A 19,301-nucleotide genomic window follows, 5' to 3' on the forward strand; every position below is an offset into this window, starting at 1 on the left:
CCTCACCCATCCATCTTCAGCGCATTGATGAACGCTTCCTGCGGGATCTCCACTTTGCCGAACTGGCGCATCCGCTTTTTCCCGGCCTTCTGCTTGTCCAGCAGCTTGCGTTTGCGCGTCGCGTCACCGCCGTAGCATTTGGCGGTCACGTCCTTGCGCATGGCGGACAGGGTCTCGCGCGCGATGACGCGGCTGCCGATGGCGGCCTGGATCGGGATCTTGAACATGTGCCGGGGGATCAGCTCCTTGAGCTTTTCCACCATCGCGCGGCCACGCATTTCGGCCCTGTCGCGGTGCACCATCATCGAAAGCGCATCCACCGGCTCGTCGTTGACCAGGATCGACATCTTCACGAGGTAATCCTCGCGGTAGCCGGTGATGTGGTAATCGAAGCTGGCGTAGCCCTTGGTCACCGATTTCAGACGGTCGTAGAAATCGAACACCACCTCGTTCAGCGGCAGATCGTATTCCACCATGGCGCGGCTGCCGGCATAGGTCAGGTTCTGCTGGATGCCGCGGCGGTCCTGGCACAGTTTCAGAATGTCGCCCAGGTATTCGTCGGGCACCATGATGGTGGCCTTGATCCGCGGCTCTTCCAGGTGGTCGACATGGGTCAGGTCGGGCATGTCGGCCGGGTTGTGCAGCTCTATCATCGTGCCGTCGCGCATGTAGACGTGATAGACCACCGAGGGCGCGGTGGTGATCAGATCCAGATCGTATTCCCGTTCCAGCCGGTCGCGGATCACCTCAAGGTGCAGAAGGCCCAGGAACCCGCAGCGGAAGCCAAAGCCAAGCGCGGCCGAGGTCTCCATCTCGTAGCTGAAGGAGGCATCGTTCAGCGCCAGCTTCTCGATCGCGTCGCGCAGCGCCTCGAAATCGTTGGCATCGACCGGGAACAGGCCGCAGAACACCACCGGCTGCGCGGGCTTGAAGCCGGGCAGGGGGGCATCGCAGGGCTTTTTCTCGTGGGTGATGGTATCGCCGACGCGGGTGTCGCGGACCTGCTTGATCGAGGCGGTGAAGACGCCAATCTCGCCCGGCCCAAGTTCCGGCCAGTCGGTCATCTTGGGGCGCAGCACGGCCAGACGGTCGATGCCATAGACCGCGCCGGTCTGCATCATCTTGATGCGGTCGCCCTTGCGGATCACGCCGTCCATCACGCGGATCATCACGACGACGCCCAGATAGGCATCATACCAGCTGTCCACCAGCATCGCCTTGAGCGGGGCGTTGCGGTCGCCCTTGGGGGCAGGCAGGCGGGTGACGATGGCCTCGAGCACATCGGGAATGCCGATGCCGGTCTTGGCCGAGATCATCACAGCATCCGAAGCGTCCAGCCCGATCACATCCTCGATGTTCGCCTTGACCCGGTCGGGGTCGGCGGCGGGCAGGTCGATCTTGTTCAGCACCGGCACGATCTCGTGCCCGGCGTCCAGCGCCTGATAGACGTTGGCGAGCGTCTGCGCCTCGACCCCCTGCGATGCATCGACCACCAGAAGCGATCCTTCGACCGCGCGCATGGACCGGCTGACCTCATAGGCAAAGTCGACGTGGCCGGGCGTGTCGATCAGGTTCAGCACATAGGTCTGACCGTCCTTGGCCTTGTAGTCGATGCGGACGGTGTTCGCCTTGATGGTGATGCCGCGCTCGCGCTCGATGTCCATGGAATCGAGCAACTGCTCCTTCATGTCGCGGTCGGCCACGGTGCCTGTCATCTGGATCAGACGATCGGCCAGCGTGGATTTGCCGTGGTCGATATGCGCCACGATGGAGAAATTGCGGATGAGGTTCAGCTCGGTCATGGCGGCTCGTATATCCTGCCGTTTCGCAGCCGGGAAGGGGGGATGCGCGGGCTGTCGCAAGGTTGCTGCGCCCGGGCGTCGCGGCTGCATCGGGCCGGGGCAGCGGGCCGTAAAAAACGGGCGCCGCAGCCAGAACGCGGCGCCCCTCTGTCCGGCCGGTGCCGGGTTTATTGGGCCAGCGCGTCCTTCAGGCGGGCAATCGCGGTTTCCACCAGCGCGGGGCTGGCCTTGGCGGCCTCGACCAGGGTTTTCAGCGTGGTGCGGGTGGCCTCGTCGATCTCGCTTTCGTCCAGCATGGCGTTGACCTTGTCAGCGTCAAAATTCGACGGGGTCAGCGTCTCGACCAGCGATTTCAGGTTGTCCCGCGCGGTCTGGGTGGCGGCGGCAGCGGTTTCCCTGGCCTTGTCGGCGGCGGCCCTTGCGGCTTCGGCAGCCTTGGCGGCGGCCTCCTCGGCGGCCTGCTTCACGGCAGCGGCCTTTTCGGCGGCCTTTTCAGCGGCAGCTTTCGCGGCGGCGGCTGCGTCTTCGGCGGCCTTCTTCGCGGCTTCCTTGGCGCTTGCAGCGGCCTTGGCGGCTTCTTCCTCGGCGGCCTTCTTTGCTGCGGCGGCTTCGGCGGCCTCCTGCGCGGCCTGCTGAGCAGGGACATAGCTGAACTGGTAGTAGGCGCCCGCAGCGGCCAGGACCAGGATGGCTCCGATGATGACGGACTTGTTCATGTGGGGTCTCCTACCCTTTGACAGTCGGTGCGCGGGCCAGTGGCAGACCGCGGCGGCAAAAGAAAGGGGAATTGCCGCGTTGCGGCGTCACTTCTGGTAGCCCACGGCAGGGAAATCGGGTTGAAACGCCGCGGTTGCAAGACTATTTTGCGCGCCATCAGCCATGATCAAGGAGCAAGGCCATAGCCCGCAGACCTCACAATGCCCCGCCGCAACGCGATACGGGGCCGCGCGTGAACGACCGTATCCGCGCACCGGAAATCCGCCTGATCGGGGCGGATGGCGAAAACATCGGCGTCGTCACTCCCTCTCGCGCGATGATGCTGGCCGAGGAGGCGGGGCTCGACCTCGTCGAGATCTCGCCCAATGCCGAGCCGCCGGTCTGCAAGATCATGGACTTCGGCAAGTTCAAGTATGAACAGCAAAAGCGCGAAGCCGAAGCGCGAAAGAAGCAAAAGATCATCGAGATCAAGGAGATCAAGTTCCGTCCGGGCACAGATGAACATGATTACCAGGTCAAGATGCGTTCGGTGCTGAAGTTCCTCGAGGAAGGCGACAAGGTGAAGATCACCTTGCGTTTCCGCGGCCGGGAAATGGCGCACCAGCAGCTGGGGATGGAACTTCTCAACCGGGTTTCGGCGGATGTCGGCACCACGGGCAAGGTGGAATCCATGCCCAAGCTGGAAGGCCGCCAGATGGTGATGATGATCGCGCCCAGGTAAGTCGCGGTCCCTGGATGTGCAAAGCCCCGGCGGTGCCGGGGCTTTTTTCATGGGCCAGGGGGCAGGATTCAGCGAATCGCCTGTCAGTTCTTTTCGCAGAACAGATCATAGACCAGCGCGATGGCCCGCTGCACCTTGGGGTCATGCAGCGAATAATAGATCGCCTTGCCCTCGCGCCGGCACGAGACCAGCCCCTCAAGCCGCAGACGGGCCAGCTGCTGGCTGACCGCCGCCTGGCGGCTGTCCAGCAGCAATTCCAGCTCGGTCACCGACTTCTCGCCGCTGGACAGATGGCACAGGATCATCAGCCGCCCTTCATGCGCCAGCGCCTTGAGAAAGGCCGCAGCAGCCTTGGCATTCGCCTCCATCTCGTCGGCGGGCATGCCCATGCATCCCGTCTCGGCGGCGGTCTCGACATTCTCCGGCTCTGTGGACCTCAGGTCCATCGCCCGTTCCCTCCGATGGATGACATGCACGTTCATATTCATATAACATGCCCCCCATCGCATTTGTAGGGGGCCGGGCATATGGGCGGCCCGGACGGGCCCTTGTTCAGCGATCTGCCGCCTGTCTGGCCAGTTCTGCGGCAATGGCGGCGCCCAGACGGGCATTGTTGAGCACAAGCGCCGTGTTCGATTGCAGCGATCGCCCCCCGGTCAGCTCGACGATCCGCCCCAGCAGGAAGGGGGTCACCTCCTTGGCGGCGATCTGCTGCGCCTCGGCCTCGGCCAGCGCGGTTTCGATGGCGGGGCCGATGATCTCCATCGGCACTTCGGCCTCGGCGGGGATCGGGTTGGCCACCAGCTGCCCGCCCGGCAGGCCAAGGCGCCCGCGCATCAGATGGGCGGCGGCGATGGTCGCCGCATCATCGGCGCGCATCGGTGCCCTCATCCCGGACGAGCGCGACCAGAAGGCGGGGAAATCGTCCTGCCCATAGGCGATGACCGGCACGCCCAGCGTCTCCAGCACCTCCAGCGTCTTGGGCAGATCCAGAATCGCCTTGGCTCCGGCTGCCACCACGGTCACCGGGGTCGCGGCCAGCTCGTGCAGGTCGGCCGAGATGTCAAAGCTGGTTTCCGCGCCGCGATGCACGCCGCCAATGCCGCCGGTAGCAAAGACGCCGATCCCGGCCAGATGCGCGCAGATCATCGTGGCGGCCACCGTGGTGGCACCCATCTCGCCGGTCACGAGACAATGCGCCAGATCGGCGCGGCTCAGCTTGCGCACGGCCTGCGCCTGTCCCAGCGCGTCCAGCGCCGCATCGTCCAGCCCGACGCGGATGGCGCCGCCCATGATGGCGATGGTCGCAGGCACCGCGCCGCCGTCGCGCACGGCCGCCTCGACGGCGCGGGCGGTTTCCACATTCTGCGGCCAGGGCATGCCATGGGTGATGATGGTGGATTCCAGCGCAACCACCGGACGGCGATCGGCCAGGGCTGCGGCCACTTCGGGCGACAGGATGAGGGGCAGGGTCATGGTCCGATCTCTCCGGAGACATAGACGGCGGCGCGGTGCAGGGCCTCGGCCAAGGCCTCTTGCCGCGTGGCGCCGCGGGATTCGGCGGCCATATGCGCCGCCATGAAGGTATCGCCCGCCCCGGTCACCCGCGTGACCATGACAGGGGGCGGCGCGCCGGTCAGGGTTGGCTGGCCTTGCGTCGCCTCGGCCGCCATGCGCCCGCCATCGGTGACAACGGCCCGTGCGGCGCCGCGCGCGACCAGCCCTTCGGCAGCACTGGCGGCATCGGCAAATTCCAGCTGGCACAGCAGGCCGGCTTCCTCGCGGTTCACATAAAGCGTCACGCCCGGATGCCCGATCAGCGGGCGCAGCCTGTCGGCCTTGCCGGGGCTCGCCGGTGCTACCCGCAGATCGGCCCCGGCAAAGACCGGCGAGGCAGCAATTTCCGACAGCAGGGCCAGCGTCAGGTTGCCATCCAGCGCCACAAGGCCGGTATAGGGATTGGCCAGCCGCCCATCGTGAAACGGGCGCAGGATGCGCGCCCCGGCGGCCTCCAGCGAATGCGCATCGGCAATCGCCGCAATCAGCCCGTTCGCCCCCTCGACCGCCATGTAGCGATCCGTCGGCAGATCGTCCGAGCGGTAGACCATCCCGGTCTCCAGCCCCAGATGGCGGCAAGCGGCCATCAGATCCTCGCCCTGGCTGTCGCGCCCGATGCAGGACAAGAGCGCCGGCCGCATCCCGAACCGCGCCAGCATCATGGCGATGTTCAGCGCAACCCCGCCCGGCAGGCGCGTGATGCGCCCCGGCACGTCAGACCCCACCCGCATCACGGCGGCGGATCGCCCGATCACGTCCCAAAGGACCGATCCGATGCACAGAACGTCAAAGCCCGCAGGCTGCACGATGGGCTCCTTCGCCTTGATCCAGAAATCCCGGTGGGGGGCAGGGCCCCCCACTTAGGCGATCATTTCTCGGGGATCAATCCGCGCGGGCTGAATCGCAGCACCAGCAGCAAGATGAGGCCCATGGTCAGCAGACGCATATGCGCGGCGGCATCCTTCAGGTGGTCCTTGAGGAACGAGCCCTCCGGCAACCAGGCGGTCAGATTCTGGAACAGGAACTGGCCCATCGGCTCGACCATGATCCACAGCCACCAGATCAGCATCCCGCCCAGAACCGAGCCCCAGTTGTTGCCCGACCCGCCGACGATCACCATCACCCAGATCAGGAAGGTGAAGCGCAGCGGCTGATAGCTCGAGGGCGTCAGCTGCCCATCCAGCGTGGTCATCATCGCCCCGGCGATGCCGCACACGGCCGAGCCCAGGATGAAGATCTGCAGATGGCGCCGGGTCACGTCCTTGCCCATCGCCTCGGCCGAAACCTCGTTGTCGCGGATCGCCCGCATCATCCGGCCCCAGGGGCTGCGCCAGGCGGTTTCCACCAGCCAGATCAGCGCCAGCAGCACCACCAGGAACAGCCCGGCATAGCACAGCTTGACCACGACCGACGATGCGGTCGCCAGATCAAAGCCCCAGTCGGACGCCCAGGCAATGAAGCCGGGCGTCTGCTGCAGGTCGACCTCGTAGGGGACAGGGCGGGGCAGGCCGGTGACGTTCTTGACGCCGCGGGCCAGCCAGTCCTCGTTCTTCATCATCGCAATGATGATTTCGGAAATCCCCAGCGTGGCAATGGCCAGATAGTCCGACCGCAGCCCCAGCGCCGTCTTGCCGATCGCCCAGGCCGCACCTGCCGCCAGCAGACCGCCCGCCGGCCAGGCCAGCAGAATCGGCAGCCCCAGCCCGCCCAGATAGCCCGCGGCGGCCGGATTGGTCCGCTCGACCGCCTGCACGGCAGGATCGAAGACTTGCGAATACAGCACAAAGCCCGCGATCAGCACCGCCACCAGCACCACGCCCCGCAAACGCCCTTTGGGCATCCGCGACCAGACCAGCACCGCCGCCACCAGCGAGGCAGCGCCCACCGCCAGCCCCAGCACGATCCGCACCCCGCCGGCGGCCCAGGCATCGGGCTCGGGCGGCATCGAGACCAGCACCGCCGCCAGCCCGCCAAGCGCGACGAACCCCATGATCCCGATGTTGAACAGGCCCGCATAGCCCCATTGCATGTTGACCCCCAGCGCCATGATGGCACTGACCAGCCCCATGTTCAGGATCGTCAACGACAGCGTCCAGCTTTGCATGGCGCCGGTGATGACGAACAGCAGGGCCACCACGGCGAACAGCCCGATATTGCGCCAGTTCACGCTCATATCGATTTCCCCTTGAAGATGCCGGTGGGCTTGAACAGCAGCACGATCACCAGAATGGCGAAGCTGACCGCGAATTTGTAATCGGTGCCCATCAGCTGCAGCAGCCCCTCGGGCGCCAGGCTTTCGGGCAGTACATAGGTGGCCACCTTTTTCCACGCATAGGTCACGGTGACCTCGGAAAAGGCGATGACAAAGCCCCCGGCAATGGCCCCCAGCGGGTTGCCAAGGCCCCCCACCACCGCGCTGGCAAAGATCGGCAGCAGCAGCTGGAAATAGGTGAAGGCCTTGAAGGACTTGTCGAGGCCGTAAAGCACCCCGGCCGTCGTCGCCAGCGCCGCGACGATGATCCAGGTCACGGCCACCACCCGTTCTGGGTTGATGCCCGACAACAGCGCCAGATCCTCGTTGTCGGAAAAGGCGCGCATCGACTTGCCGGTCCGCGTGCGGTTGAGGAACCAGAACAGCAGCGCGACCGCAATCACCGCGACCACCAGCGTGATCACCTGCGTGCTGCGGATCGCCAGCCCCTCGTCCAGCCCGGTCATCTGCCGGAACTCGCGCGCGCCGATCACGAACCGCGCACCGTCGGCAAAGTTGATCTCGTCCACCCCGATCACAAAGCGGGTGATGCCGTTCATCACGAACATCACCCCCATCGACACCATCACCAGCACCACGGGCGCGGCCTTCACCCGGCGATAGAACCGATAGACGACCCGGTCGGTGCCCAGCACAAGCAGGGCGGTGATCGCAATCCCGAAGGGCAGCGCCAGCAGCGCGGTGGGCAGCGGGCCAAAGCTGATGCCAAGGCTGGTCATCAGCCAGGTCACCAGAATGGTCGCGGCCGTGCCAAAGGCCATGGTGTCGCCATGGGCAAAGTTCGAGAACCGCAAGATGCCGTAAACCAGCGTCACCCCCAGCGCCCCCAGCGCCAGCTGCGCGCCATAGGCCGCGCCCGGAATGACCACAAAGTTCAGCAGCGCCACGATGGCATTCAGAAAGTCCATCATCCGGCCTCCTTGCAGGTGAATTCGGCCAGTTCGGGGCCATCCTCGGCCAGCTGCGCCGATTGCATCCGGCCCGTCGCCGGGACCAGCCGCAGCAAGGTCACGTTCGCATCGGGCGTGTTCCTGTAGGACATGGACAGGCTGTCGGCCGTGCGCCGGTCGATGCGCAACGGCGCCTTGGCGCCGTTGGCGGCGATCCGGCCTTCGCCCGCCTCGGGGATCGTCAGCATGATCGCGGCAGGGCCGGACAGTGCGACACAGGACATCCGCGCCGCCGCGCCCTTGCACAGCAGCGTCAGATGACACGCATAGTCTGCGGCCTGAACGGGCAGGGCGGCCAGCAGCATCGGGGACAGGGCAAATGCGCGCATCCGCTCAGCCCCCCAGAAACGTGCGGCGCACTTCGGGATCGGCCATCAGCGCCTTGCCGGTATCGGTAAAGCGGTTGGCGCCCTGCACCAGCACATAGCCCTTGTCGGCGATCTCCAGCGCCTGACGGGCGTTCTGTTCCACCATCAGGATGGAGATGCCGGTCCGCGCCACCTCGATGATGCGGTCGAACAGCTCGTCCATCACGATGGGGCTGACCCCTGCCGTCGGCTCGTCCAGCATCAGCACCTTGGGCTGGGTCATCAGCGCCCGGCCCACGGCGACCTGCTGGCGCTGCCCGCCCGACAATTCGCCCGCCGGCTGGTTGCGCTTATCCTTGAGGATCGGGAACAGGTCATAGACCTGCGCCATCGTATCGCGGAAATCGTCGCGCCGGATGAAGGCGCCCATCTCCAGGTTTTCCGCGACCGTCATCGAGCCAAAGATGTTGTGCGTCTGCGGCACGAAGCCCATGCCCTTGTGAACGCGCGCTTGCGGGCTAAGCGCGGTGATATCCTCGCCGTCCAGCAGCACATGGCCCTGGCGCAGCTTCAGCATCCCGAACACGGCCTTCATCGCGGTCGACTTGCCGGCGCCATTGGGGCCGACGATCACCGCGATCTCGCCCTTTTCCACCGCCAGGGTGCAATCGTGCAGGATATCTGCCCCGCCATAGCCGCCGGTCATGCCGGCGCCGATCAGAAACGGATCCGCCATTCTCTCAGCCCCCCTCTGCCAGCCGCACCAGCCCCGCCACCTCGCGCGAGCGGCGGTCGATCTCCTCGACCGGCAGCCCGGCCGGCGCATCGAGGCTGAGCAGGATCCGCCCCGCCTCGGCCCCGGCGATCATCATGGCACGCAGCACCGGAGGATCGTTGTCCACGGCAATGGTCTGGATCACCCGGACCACAGTCAGGTCCCCGGCGGTGAATCGGTCGCGCGCGATCTCCTCATGCGTGGCATCGGCAGTCATCTCGTCCAGCAGCGCATCTATCGCCGCCCCGCTATCCTGCGCATCGTCGCGCCCGACCCAATCCTCGGTAAATTCCAGCCGCAGATCGCCCAGCACGATGGTTGCCCCATCGCCGGACTGTTCCCATTCCGCCTCGGCCCAGTCGGTGCCATCGTCGCAAAAGGCAAAATGCCGGCTCATCGGTGCACATTCCTGCGCAAACGCCGCCCCCGGCATCGCAGCCAGCAGCAGCCCTGCCACCGCCCCGCACAGGCGCGTGTGCATCATCTTGCCCCAAATACCCAAAACCCTTCCCACCCGGCGACCCGCCGGGGCAAGGGGCCGGAACGGCGCCAACCGCCCCACGCCGGCGCTAGCCATGGGCGGCTTCCTCCTTGATCTTGTTCTTCAGGCCGGTGCCCAGATAGGCCTCGATCACCCGCTCGTCGTTCTTGACCTGATCGACCGTGCCTTGCGCCAGGACCTTGCCCTCGGCCATCACGATGACCGGGTCGCACAGGCGGGCGATGAAATCCATGTCGTGCTCGATCACGCAGAACGTATAGCCGCGTTCCTGGTTCAGCCGCACGATGGCGTCGCCAATGGTGTTCAGCAGCGTGCGGTTCACGCCCGCGCCCACCTCGTCCAGAAAGACGATCTTGGCATCGACCATCATGGTGCGGCCCAGCTCCAGCAGCTTCTTCTGCCCGCCGGAAATCTGGCTCGCCTTCTGGTCGGCCAGATGGGAAATCGTCAGGAATTCCAGCACCTCATCGGCCTTGTCGCGCAGGGCGCGCTCTTCGGCGGCGATGCGCTTGCGCTGGAACCAGGTGTTCCACAGCGTCTCGCCCGACTGGTTCGCGGGCACCATCATCAGGTTCTCGCGCACCGTCATGGATCCGAATTCATGCGCGATCTGAAAGGTGCGCAGCAGTCCCTTGTGGAACAGCGCGTGCGGCGGCAGGCCTGTGATGTCCTCGCCATCCATCAGCACCCGGCCCGAGGTGGGCGGCAGGCGTCCGGCGATGACATTGAACAGCGTGGTCTTTCCGGCCCCGTTCGGGCCGATCAGCCCGGTGATGGACCCGGTGGCGATTTCCAGCGATGCGCCGTCTACGGCGCGAAACCCGCCGAAATGCCGGTGGAGATTCTCCACGACAATCATGCGTTGCTCCCCATGCGGCGGGTCCGTGCCTTGCGTGCCGTCCCGCTCGTCGTTGTGGCAGGGGGCGCGGGTCTGACCGCACCCCCCGGTGTCATCCGATCAGCGGTACTTGACCACTTCCATCTTGCCGTTCTTGAACTCGATCTCGCGATACGAGCCAGCGCTTTCGCGGCCGTTGACGAAGGTCACGGCGGTCGCGCCTTCGTAGTTCACCGAACCACCGGCGTTGATGATTTCCAGCGCCTTCTTCAGATCGCCCGGCAGGATCACTTCGCCAGTGCCATTGGCGATGTTCAGGATTTCCGACTTGTAGACCGCCGGGTCCGAGGATTTGGCCTTGGCCATCGCCAGCATGATCAGGGCTGCCGCGTCATAGCTTTCCGCCGAGAAGGCCGAGGTGCCGTCAAAGCCGGCCGCCTTGGCCATTTCGACATAGCGATCGCGCCCTTCACCGGCCGAGGCAGGGTTCTGCCCGAACGAGCCGTTGATCTCGGCGCCGAACTTGTCTTCCAGCGCCTGGCTGACCATGCCGTCGGGGAATTCGAACGTATCGAAGGCGCCCGTGTCCAGCGCGCCGCGGATGATGCCCGAGCCGCCCTGATCGACATAGCCCGCAACCACCAGCACCTCGCCGCCGGCGGCGGCCAGCGCGGCCACCTCGGCCGAATAGTCGGCCTTGCCGTCTTCATGCGGGGCGTTGATCGTGACCTTGCCGCCCGCCGCCTCGAAGGCTGCCTGGAAGCTGTCGGCCAGACCCTTGCCGTAGTCGTTGTTGGTATAGGTCACCGCAACGGACTTGATGCCGCGCTCTTGCATGATCTCGGTCATCACGACGCCCTGACGGGCATCCGAGGGCGAGGTGCGGAAGAACAGGCCATTGGCATCGAGCGTGGTCAGCGCCGGCGAGGTGGCCGAGGGCGAGATCATCACGATGCCATTCGGAATGGCGACGTTGTTCAGCGAGGCGATGGTTTCGCCCGAGCACATGCCGCCGACGATGCCCTTGACCTTGTCCGAGGTCACGATCCGCTCGACCGCGGCGGTCGCGGCGGCAGCGTCGATGCAGGTCGAATCGGCGCGAACGCCGCTGACGGTGCTGCCACCCAGCAGAAGGCCCGAGTCGCTGACTTCCTTGAAGGCCATCTCGGCGCCGGCAGCCATCTGCGGCGCCAGCGATTCCAGCGGGCCGGTGAAGCCGACCGAGATGCCCAGCTTGATCTCTTCCGCCTGGGCGGTGCCGGCCAGCGCGAATGCGGCCGTCGAGGCCAGAAGCAGCTTTTTCATGCGTTTCTCCCTAGTGTGGACTGTTCAGTCCTTGTGGTCTTTTGTCCGGCCAAGCCTTGCCGTTCCCTTCGGGCGGAACAAGGGGGATCTTGCGTCAACCCGTTGTTCTGCCGTCCGGCGGCTGGCCGGTGATCCGGCAGGCGCGGGGCGCCCTGTCAAATTGCTAGCCCATCCAAATCGCTCTGACCAGCCCCCGCGCGGGCCCGCCTTGTGGCGGCTGCCCGCACGGGCGATGCAGGCCGTGGCGGCCGTGACGCCCCGCGCTTTGGTCTTCGCTGGCCCGTCAGGCCGCGGCCTGGCGCCGGTTTTGCCGCATCAAGGCAAGGGTATACAGCACCAGCGCTGCCCAGATCATCGGGAAGGCGATGGCCCGTGCCTGGTCGAACGGCTCGCCAAAGGCCAAGATGGCGGTGGCAAAGATCATCGTGGGGGTGATGTATTGCATGATGCCGATGGTGGTCAGCCGCAGCAGCTTGGCGCCATTGGCATAGGCCATCAGCGGCACGGCGGTGACGATCCCCGCGCCGATCAGCAGGGCGGTGAGCCCCCAGTCGCCGTTCAGGAAGACCGCACGCCCCGTCGCCCCGGACCAGACCGCATAGCCAAGCGCAAAGGGCAGCAGCAGGATGACTTCCAGCGTGAAGCCCTGGTTCGGGCCCAGCGGCAGGGATTTCTTGAAATAGGCGTAGAACCCCCAGCTCAGCATCATGCTGATCGCCAGCAGCGGCACCCGGCCGGCCTCGAGCGTCATGACGATCACCGCGGCGCTCGCCAGGGCGACCGCCAGCCATTGCAGGCGGTCCAGCCGCTCGCCCAGCAGCACGCGGCCAAGCAGCACGCTGAACAGCGGGTTGATGTAATAGCCAAGCGCGGCTTCCATCGCCTGCCCGGACTGGATGGCATAGACGTAGAACCCCCAGTTGAGCGAGATCAGCGATGCCGTCAGCGTGGCCATGGCCAGCATCCGCGGGCTGCGCAGCGCCGCGCGCAGATCGGCCGTCCGGCCCAGCCAGATCAGGATCGCCAGCGCCATCGGCACCGACCAGATCACGCGATGTGCCAGCACCTCGAGCGTGGGCACCGGCGCCAGCGCCTTCATGTAGACCGGCAGGAAGCCCCACATCAGATAGGCGGCAAGCGCAAAGGCAAAGCCACGCGGGCTGTCGCCGCCTTGTGCGGTCTGGGGAACGGGGTCGGCCATCGGGAAACTCCTCTTCGCAGCCCCCGGTTAGCCCCGTTGGCGGGAAAGGTCCAATGCCGAATGTGCCGCCCCGGTCATCACGGGGCGTGATGGGTCAGGCCGCCTTGGCCTCGAAGCCGATGGCGCCAAGCGCGGCGATCACCGCATCAAGGCTGGCCACGGTTTCCACATGGGCGCGGCGGGCCGGCAGATCGACCTGAACCACCGCCTTGGGGTCGAGGTCAGTCAGCGCCTGGGTGACGGATGCGCGGCAATGGCCGCAGCTCATGTCGGGAATGGACAGGTCCATGATGTTCTCCGGGTCAGGATCTGGCTTGCATGTGGGCCTTCCAGCCGGGGGAAGGTCAAGCCCCCTTTGCGGAAATATCCGTGCCGGGTTGCGGTGGGGCGGGCCGGGCGGTTGACTGGGGCAAACGGGACGGGGGACGGCATGGCGCGGAAGGTGATTCTGACCGGGGCGGGCATTTCCGCCGAAAGCGGGCTGCCGACGTTCCGCGACCCCAAGGGGCTGTGGGCGCGGTTCGATCCGATGGATCTGGCAACGCCCGAGGCCTTTGCCCGCGATCCGGCAAAGGTGCAGGCGTTCTACAACGACCGGCGCGCAGCGGCGCGGGCGGCGCAGCCGAACCCGGCGCACCTTGCGCTGGCGCAGCTTCAGCGCGCGCGGCCGGACGAGGTTCTGCTGGTGACGCAAAACGTCGACGATCTGCACGAGCGCGCCGGAAGCACCGATGCCCTGCATGTCCATGGCCGGCTGGACGAGGCGCGGTGCGACAGCTGCGCCCACCGCTGGCCTGCGCCTGCCCGGATGGCCGCCGGTGATCGCTGCCCGGCCTGTGCCTCGGGCCTTGCCCGGCCCGCCGTGGTCTGGTTCGGCGAGGTGCCCGAGCATCTGGACAAGGTGGCCGAGGCTTGTTCGCGCTGCGATCTCTTTGTGGTGATCGGGTCTTCGGGCACGGTCTGGCCGGTTGCCGGGCTGGTCGATATTGCGGCCAGGGCCGGGGCGCAGACCGTCGAGATCAACCTGGACCCGTCGGTCCGTGCCGGGGCCTTTGATCGGGTGCTGGCCGGGCCCGCCTCGGTCCGGGTCCCCGAATGGGTCGCGCAGGTGCTGGCGGGGCGTTTCAAGCTTTAACCAGTTCTTCAGAAAACCCGCCCGACTCGCTGTCTGGCAGCTATTAAGAGTTCGGTAACGACTCTTGCGGTAGTCTTAACCAAGATCGCCGCAAGTCACCGGACAGGGGGCATTGATGCGGCAGATTTGGGACGGTCGGGAAAACCTTGTGGTTCTGAAGGGGGCGGCAGTGCCGGCGCAGTTCGGGCAGCTTGAAGGCTACTGGCAGGCGCTGCGCCCCGCTGACGGCGCCTTGCCCCGGCGTGCCGATTTCGACCCTCGTGGCATTGCCGACCTGCTCGATTGCACGCTGCTGCTGGAACGCATCGCGCCGGGGCAGGTGCGGATCCGGCTGGCAGGCATGGCGCTGTGCGATCTGATGGGCATGGACTTGCGCGGGATGCCGCTGTCGGCGCTGATGCTGCCCGAAGCGCGCCCGGCGCTGTCGGCGCATCTGGACCAGGTGTTCGGTGCCCCGGCCATCGGCACTTTCCGGCTGGAAGGCGAGCGGGGGATGATGCGCGCCCCCTTGTCGGCCGAACTGCTGGTGCTGCCAATGCTGGGGCAATCGGGGCAGCCGGATCGTGCGCTGGCCTGTCTGGTGACCGAGGGCAAGCCCGGCCGCGCCCCGCGCCGCTTTGCGCTGGTGCAAGGCGGCAGTCGCCCGATTGCCGGCCTGCCGGACACGGGCGCCGCGCGGCCCACGCCCGCCCCTCGGCGCGAACCCGTCGTGCAAGGCATGGCCGAAGCCCCGGCGCCCTTTGAGCCGCCCGCAAAGGGGCGGCCCTATCTGCGGCTGGTCAAGGGCTAGGGCCTACAGGGCCGCGATGCTGGGGGCCTTGCGCTGGGCCGAAAGCTCTTCGGCGACCAGGAAGGCCAGTTCCAGCGACTGGCTGGCGTTCAGGCGCGGATCGCAGGCGGTGTGGTAGCGGCTGGACAGATCCTCGTCCGTCACGGCGCGAAGGCCCCCGGTGCATTCGGTGACATCCTTGCCCGTCATCTCGAAATGCACGCCGCCGGGGACGGTGCCTTCGGCCTTGTGGACGGCAAAGAACTCGCGCACCTCGCGCAGCACGGAATCGAACGGGCGGGTCTTGTAGCCCGAGGCCGCCTTGATCGTGTTGCCGTGCATCGGGTCGCAAGACCATACGACGCTGGCGCCTTCTTCCTGAACGGCACGGATCAGGCGGGGCAGATGATCGCCCGCCTTGCCGGCGCCGAAGCGGGCGATCAGCGTCAGCCGTCCAGCCTCGTTCTCGGGGTTCAGGGTGGCCAGCAGGCGTTTCAGATCGTCCGTGCTCATGGACGGGCCGCATTTCAGGCCGATCGGGTTTTGCACCCCGCGGCAGAATTCGACATGCGCGCCATCGGGTTGCCGGGTGCGGTCACCGATCCAGATCATGTGACCCGACCCCGCGACCGGCAGGCCGGTCGTGCTGTCGATCCGGCACAGGGCCTCTTCGTATTCCAGCAGCAGCGCTTCGTGGCTGGTGTAGAATTCGACCGTCGAGAGCTGATGCACGCTGGAGCCATCGACCCCGGCCGCCGTCATGAAATCGAGCGCGTCGGAAATGCGGTTCGAGATCTCGCGGTAGCGTTCGGCCTTGTCATGTTCGGCAAAGCCCAGCGTCCAGCTGTGGACGCGGTGGATATCGGCGTAGCCCCCCGTCGAGAAGGCGCGCAAGAGGTTCAGCGTGGCGGCGGCCTGGGTATAGGCCTGCAGCATCCGGGCCGGATCGGGCACGCGCGCATCGGCGGTGAAGTCAAACCCGTTGACGATGTCACCGCGATAGCTGGGCAGTTCCGTGCCGCCGATCACCTCGGTCGGGGCGCTGCGCGGCTTGGCGAATTGGCCGGCCATGCGGCCGACCTTGACCACCGGCACCTTGGCGCCAAAGGTCAGCACCACGGCCATCTGCAGCATGATCTTGAACGTATCGCGGATGTTGTCGGCGCTGAATTCCGCGAAACTTTCGGCGCAGTCGCCGCCTTGCAGCAAGAAGGCCTTGCCCTCGGAGACCTGAGCCAGGTGCTTTTTCAGCCGCCGTGCCTCGCCGGCAAAGACGAGGGGCGGGTATTTCGCAAGCTGTGCCTCGACCGCGTGCAGGGCGGCGGTGTCGGGGTAATCCGGCATCTGAATGCGCGGCTTGGCGCGCCAGCCCGATTTGCTCCATCCCATGGCCATGGCATCCTCCGCTTCCTGCCCTTTGGTTTCGATATAGGCGGCAGGCGGGCAAGGCGCTACCGCAAAATCTGTCGGGAGGCTGGCACAGAGCGCCGGGGTGCGGGGCGGCTGGTGGAGCGATGACCCCCGGCTGACGTATTTGGGTATTTGGAAAAAGGCAAAGAGCCAGCCTCAGGCGGGGGTGGTGATCTGGCCGCCCCCGACCGCGGCCGCAACGCCCGTGGTGCCAGGGCAGGAGGTGGACAGGCCGCGCGCGATGCGCACGGCAAGATGGGCAAAGGCCTGGGCTTCCAGCATGTCGCCGTCAAGGCCGGCGTCTTCGACCGGGGCGACCGGGCAGGGCAGGCGGGCGGCAAGTTCGCGCATCATCACCGGGTTGCGGCGCCCGCCGCCAGTGACAAGGACGCGGGTGGGCGGGGCGGGCAGCAGCGGCAGGCCGGCCGCCACGGCGGCGGCAGCTGCAGCCGTCAGGGTTGCGGCGGCATCGGCATCGGACAGCTGGTCTGCGGCCCGGGACAGGGCGGCAAAGGCATCGCGGTCGAGCGATTTGGGCGCCATGCGGAAGAAATAGGGGTGGCGCAGGAAATCGGCGATGATCCCGTCATCCACCGTCCCTTGGGCCGCGAGGGCGCCGTTTTCGTCAAGCGCAAGGCCAAGGCGGCGCTGCATCAGATCGTTGACCGGAGCATTCGCCGGGCCGGTGTCAAAGGCGAAGAGCGCGCCGTCGAGTTGGGGTTCTGCCCGTGACGGATCGGCCCAGGTCAGGTTGCCGACCCCGCCAAGGTTGAGGAACACCACCGGATCATCGCCCAGTCGCCGGGCCAGCGCGAAATGGTAAAAGGGCGCAAGCGGCGCGCCTTGTCCGCCAAGGCGCACATCGTCCGATCGAAAGTCCCAGACCACCGGCAGGCCCAGAACCTCGGCCAGGATGGCGCCATTGCCGGCCTGATGCGTGCCACGCCCGCCCGGATCATGGGCCAGCGTCTGGCCGTGAAAGCCGACGAGTTCCGCCCCTTCGAAGCGCGAGAGCAGTTCGGCATGGGCGGTTTCCACCACCTCGGCGGCGGCATCGGCGCGGGCATCGCCTGGCCAGGTGCCAAGTGCGGCGCGCAGCACCGCCTGTTCGGCCGATGTATAGGGGCGAAAGGCCGAGGGGCCGAAGTCCAGCACCCGGGCGCCATCGGTCAGCAGCATGGCCGCATCGACCCCGTCCAGCGAGGTGCCCGACATCGCCCCCAGCGCCCAGACCGGCCCCGCCTTCAACATGCGCTTCCCCTTGCCCCTTTGCGCCGCTATACCCGCGCGCAGTCGAACTATGGATGATGCCGTCATGACCTACCATGCCAAATCCGACTTCCTGCGCGTGATGCTCGAGCGCGGCTACGTGGCCGACTGCACCGATTATCAGGCGCTGGATGATGCCTTGGTGAAGGGGGTCGTGCCTGCCTATATCGGCTATGATGCCACCGCGGCCAGTCTGCATGTCGGGCATCTGCTCAACATCATGATGCTGCGCTGGCTGCAAAAGACCGGGCACAAGCCGATCACCCTGATGGGCGGCGGCACCACCAAGGTGGGCGATCCGAGCTTTCGCAGCGAGGAGCGCCCGCTGCTGACGCCCAAGAAGATCGACGAGAACATCGCCGGGATGAAGCAGGTCTTTGCCCGCTACCTGCGCTATGGCGATGGCGCGAACGATGCCATCATGCTCAACAATGCCGAATGGCTGGACGGGCTGAACTACCTGGATTTCCTGCGCGATATCGGGCGGCATTTCAGCGTCAACCGGATGCTGTCGTTTGAATCGGTCAAGTCGCGGCTGGACCGGGAACAATCGCTGTCGTTCCTGGAATTCAACTACATGATCTTGCAGGCCTATGACTTCCTGGAGCTGAACCGCCGCTATGGCTGTCTGCTGCAGATGGGCGGCTCGGACCAGTGGGGCAATATCATCAACGGCATCGACCTGACGCGCCGGGTTATCGACGCGCAGATCTATGGCCTGACCTCGCCGCTGCTGACCACCTCGGACGGGCGCAAGATGGGCAAGTCGGCGGGCGGCGCGGTCTGGCTGAACGGCGAGATGCTGAGCCCCTACGAGTTCTGGCAGTTCTGGCGCAATACGACCGATGCCGATGTGGGGCGGTTCCTCAAGCTCTATACCGAGCTGCCGGTCGAGGAATGCAACCGTCTGGGCGCGCTGGGCGGGGCCGAGATCAACATTGGCAAGGTGATCCTGGCCAATGAGGTGACCGGCCTTCTGCATGGCCCCGAGGCGGCGGCCGCCGCCGAGGCGACCGCGCGCGAGGTGTTCGAGAAGGGCGGGATCGGGGGCGAATTGCCGACGGTTGCCGTGAGTGCTGCCGAGGCCGCCGAGGGGATCAGCCTGCCGCAACTGTTCGTGCGGGCGGGGCTGGCGAAATCGGGCAAGGATGCCAAGCGCCTGATCGCCGAAGGCGGCGCGCGGGTGAACGATGCCGAGGCGACGGACGCCGGCCGCATCATCCGGACCGAGGATCTGGCCGAGCCGCTGAAGCTGACCGCCGGGCGCAAGCGCCATGCGCTGGTGACGCTGGGCTAAGGTGTAGGGCGGGGGGCACCCCGCCTTTCACACCGTGTCGGGGCGGCGGCGGTCAAAACCCGCCGCTTTGTCCGTTCTGATTGCTTGCGCGCGCCCCTGCTGGCGTGCCAGTGCCCTCAGCTGCGCTGCCTTCGGCTTTGGGGCCAGTGTCCCGCGCTCTCGCCCGTCCGATGAGGGGGCCGCTGCGCGTGATCTTCGTCGTCAGTTCACCATCACCGGGCGGGCGGTGTCGGTCAGCGTGACAAGGGTGGTGGCGCCGCCCATGTCGATGCCCGTGACGGTCATGGCGCGAGGGGCATGGCCGGCGGTCCACAGCTCGATCTTCGCATCGCCTTCGAAAGTGGCATCAACCACCGTCAGCAGGCCCGCGCCCGACAGTTCGGCCACGATGCCGGTGCCGGTGGTCTGGATCCGCACGGGGCGCACGCGCGCGGTGCCGACGATGAGTTCGGAAGCGATGGTCATGGGGTCTT

At 66.4% G+C, this 19,301-nt stretch carries 21 protein-coding genes; 4 read left to right on the forward strand and 17 right to left on the reverse strand.

The features are described from left to right. Nucleotides 1–2 precede the first annotated feature (2 nt). Both lepA and G481_RS0122145 read right to left on the reverse strand, forming a co-directional pair. On the reverse strand, nucleotides 3–1,802 hold the full coding sequence (lepA, locus tag G481_RS0122140; protein WP_028031956.1) for a translation elongation factor 4: 1,800 nt from the start codon (nucleotides 1,800–1,802) through the stop codon (nucleotides 3–5). A 167-nt stretch (nucleotides 1,803–1,969) separates the two neighbouring features. Beyond that, a complete protein-coding gene (locus G481_RS0122145) occupies nucleotides 1,970–2,518 on the reverse strand; it encodes a hypothetical protein (protein WP_028031957.1) in 549 nt (182 codons plus the stop codon). A gap of 233 nt (nucleotides 2,519–2,751) precedes the next feature. On the opposite strand from G481_RS0122145, the gene infC reads away from it, so the two are divergent. Further along, nucleotides 2,752–3,240 carry a translation initiation factor IF-3 gene (gene infC, locus G481_RS0122150; protein ID WP_245595026.1) on the forward strand — a complete coding sequence of 163 codons (489 nt, stop codon included), beginning with the start codon at nucleotides 2,752–2,754 and terminating at the stop codon, nucleotides 3,238–3,240. A gap of 83 nt (nucleotides 3,241–3,323) precedes the next feature. Here the strand turns inward: infC and G481_RS0122155 are convergent, their stop codons facing one another. The 12 genes from G481_RS0122155 to G481_RS0122210 form a co-directional block, all read right to left on the reverse strand. Further along, nucleotides 3,324–3,629: an ArsR/SmtB family transcription factor gene (locus tag G481_RS0122155; protein WP_051294715.1), complete on the reverse strand. Its 306-nt coding sequence runs from the start codon at nucleotides 3,627–3,629 to the stop codon at nucleotides 3,324–3,326. Between the two features lie 163 nt (nucleotides 3,630–3,792). Continuing rightward, on the reverse strand, nucleotides 3,793–4,716 hold the full coding sequence (locus tag G481_RS0122160) for a pseudouridine-5'-phosphate glycosidase (protein WP_028031960.1): 924 nt from the start codon (nucleotides 4,714–4,716) through the stop codon (nucleotides 3,793–3,795). Beyond that, nucleotides 4,713–5,603 carry a PfkB family carbohydrate kinase gene (locus tag G481_RS0122165; protein WP_245595027.1) on the reverse strand — a complete coding sequence of 297 codons (891 nt, stop codon included), beginning with the start codon at nucleotides 5,601–5,603 and terminating at the stop codon, nucleotides 4,713–4,715. Before G481_RS0122165 ends, G481_RS0122160 begins: the two co-directional genes overlap by 4 nt. A gap of 62 nt (nucleotides 5,604–5,665) precedes the next feature. Then, entirely contained in the window at nucleotides 5,666–6,970 is a 1,305-nt protein-coding gene (locus tag G481_RS0122170) for a branched-chain amino acid ABC transporter permease (RefSeq protein WP_035026941.1), read from the reverse strand. Beyond that, complete coding sequence (locus tag G481_RS0122175; RefSeq protein WP_028031963.1) at nucleotides 6,967–7,977, reverse strand: branched-chain amino acid ABC transporter permease; 1,011 nt, start codon at nucleotides 7,975–7,977, stop codon at nucleotides 6,967–6,969. Before G481_RS0122175 ends, G481_RS0122170 begins: the two co-directional genes overlap by 4 nt. Then, nucleotides 7,977–8,348 carry a hypothetical protein gene (locus G481_RS0122180; protein ID WP_028031964.1) on the reverse strand — a complete coding sequence of 124 codons (372 nt, stop codon included), beginning with the start codon at nucleotides 8,346–8,348 and terminating at the stop codon, nucleotides 7,977–7,979. Before G481_RS0122180 ends, G481_RS0122175 begins: the two co-directional genes overlap by 1 nt. Before the next feature lie 4 nt (nucleotides 8,349–8,352). Continuing rightward, complete coding sequence (locus G481_RS0122185) at nucleotides 8,353–9,063, reverse strand: ABC transporter ATP-binding protein (protein WP_028031965.1); 711 nt, start codon at nucleotides 9,061–9,063, stop codon at nucleotides 8,353–8,355. Between the two features lie 4 nt (nucleotides 9,064–9,067). Continuing rightward, nucleotides 9,068–9,499 (reverse strand): hypothetical protein, encoded by a 432-nt coding sequence (locus tag G481_RS0122190; protein ID WP_154664717.1) that lies wholly within the window; start codon nucleotides 9,497–9,499, stop codon nucleotides 9,068–9,070. 172 nt (nucleotides 9,500–9,671) lie between these two features. After that, on the reverse strand, nucleotides 9,672–10,463 hold the full coding sequence (locus tag G481_RS0122195; protein WP_028031967.1) for an ABC transporter ATP-binding protein: 792 nt from the start codon (nucleotides 10,461–10,463) through the stop codon (nucleotides 9,672–9,674). A gap of 99 nt (nucleotides 10,464–10,562) precedes the next feature. Next, nucleotides 10,563–11,747, reverse strand: coding sequence for an ABC transporter substrate-binding protein (locus G481_RS0122200; RefSeq protein WP_028031968.1), 1,185 nt, complete (start codon nucleotides 11,745–11,747; stop codon nucleotides 10,563–10,565). A 283-nt stretch (nucleotides 11,748–12,030) separates the two neighbouring features. Next, a complete protein-coding gene (gene rarD / locus G481_RS0122205) occupies nucleotides 12,031–12,948 on the reverse strand; it encodes an EamA family transporter RarD (protein WP_028031969.1) in 918 nt (305 codons plus the stop codon). Nucleotides 12,949–13,042: 94 nt separating this feature from the next. Then, nucleotides 13,043–13,237 carry a heavy-metal-associated domain-containing protein gene (locus tag G481_RS0122210; RefSeq protein ID WP_028031970.1) on the reverse strand — a complete coding sequence of 65 codons (195 nt, stop codon included), beginning with the start codon at nucleotides 13,235–13,237 and terminating at the stop codon, nucleotides 13,043–13,045. A 141-nt stretch (nucleotides 13,238–13,378) separates the two neighbouring features. Here G481_RS0122210 and G481_RS0122215 point away from each other — a divergent pair, with 141 nt between their 5' ends. Beyond that, the gene (locus G481_RS0122215) at nucleotides 13,379–14,083 is read left to right on the forward strand and encodes an NAD-dependent deacylase (protein WP_028031971.1); all 705 of its coding nucleotides are present in this window, start codon (nucleotides 13,379–13,381) and stop codon (nucleotides 14,081–14,083) included. A 115-nt stretch (nucleotides 14,084–14,198) separates the two neighbouring features. Next, nucleotides 14,199–14,873, forward strand: coding sequence for a PAS domain-containing protein (locus tag G481_RS0122220; protein WP_035026944.1), 675 nt, complete (start codon nucleotides 14,199–14,201; stop codon nucleotides 14,871–14,873). Nucleotides 14,874–14,876: 3 nt separating this feature from the next. On the opposite strand, the gene G481_RS0122225 is transcribed toward G481_RS0122220, so the two are convergent. Continuing rightward, nucleotides 14,877–16,247: a class II 3-deoxy-7-phosphoheptulonate synthase gene (locus G481_RS0122225; RefSeq protein ID WP_028031973.1), complete on the reverse strand. Its 1,371-nt coding sequence runs from the start codon at nucleotides 16,245–16,247 to the stop codon at nucleotides 14,877–14,879. A 171-nt stretch (nucleotides 16,248–16,418) separates the two neighbouring features. Beyond that, nucleotides 16,419–17,513, reverse strand: coding sequence for an anhydro-N-acetylmuramic acid kinase (locus G481_RS0122230; RefSeq protein ID WP_028031974.1), 1,095 nt, complete (start codon nucleotides 17,511–17,513; stop codon nucleotides 16,419–16,421). Between the two features lie 64 nt (nucleotides 17,514–17,577). Here G481_RS0122230 and tyrS point away from each other — a divergent pair, with 64 nt between their 5' ends. Further along, on the forward strand, nucleotides 17,578–18,828 hold the full coding sequence (gene tyrS, locus G481_RS0122235; protein WP_028031975.1) for a tyrosine--tRNA ligase: 1,251 nt from the start codon (nucleotides 17,578–17,580) through the stop codon (nucleotides 18,826–18,828). A 201-nt stretch (nucleotides 18,829–19,029) separates the two neighbouring features. Here tyrS and G481_RS24900 read toward each other — a convergent pair whose 3' ends face one another. Continuing rightward, a complete protein-coding gene (locus G481_RS24900; RefSeq protein ID WP_035026946.1) occupies nucleotides 19,030–19,293 on the reverse strand; it encodes a hypothetical protein in 264 nt (87 codons plus the stop codon). Nucleotides 19,294–19,301 lie beyond the last annotated feature (8 nt).

The organism is Gemmobacter nectariphilus DSM 15620, from assembly GCF_000429765.1.
Taxonomy (GTDB): Bacteria; Pseudomonadota; Alphaproteobacteria; order Rhodobacterales; family Rhodobacteraceae; genus Wagnerdoeblera; species Wagnerdoeblera nectariphila.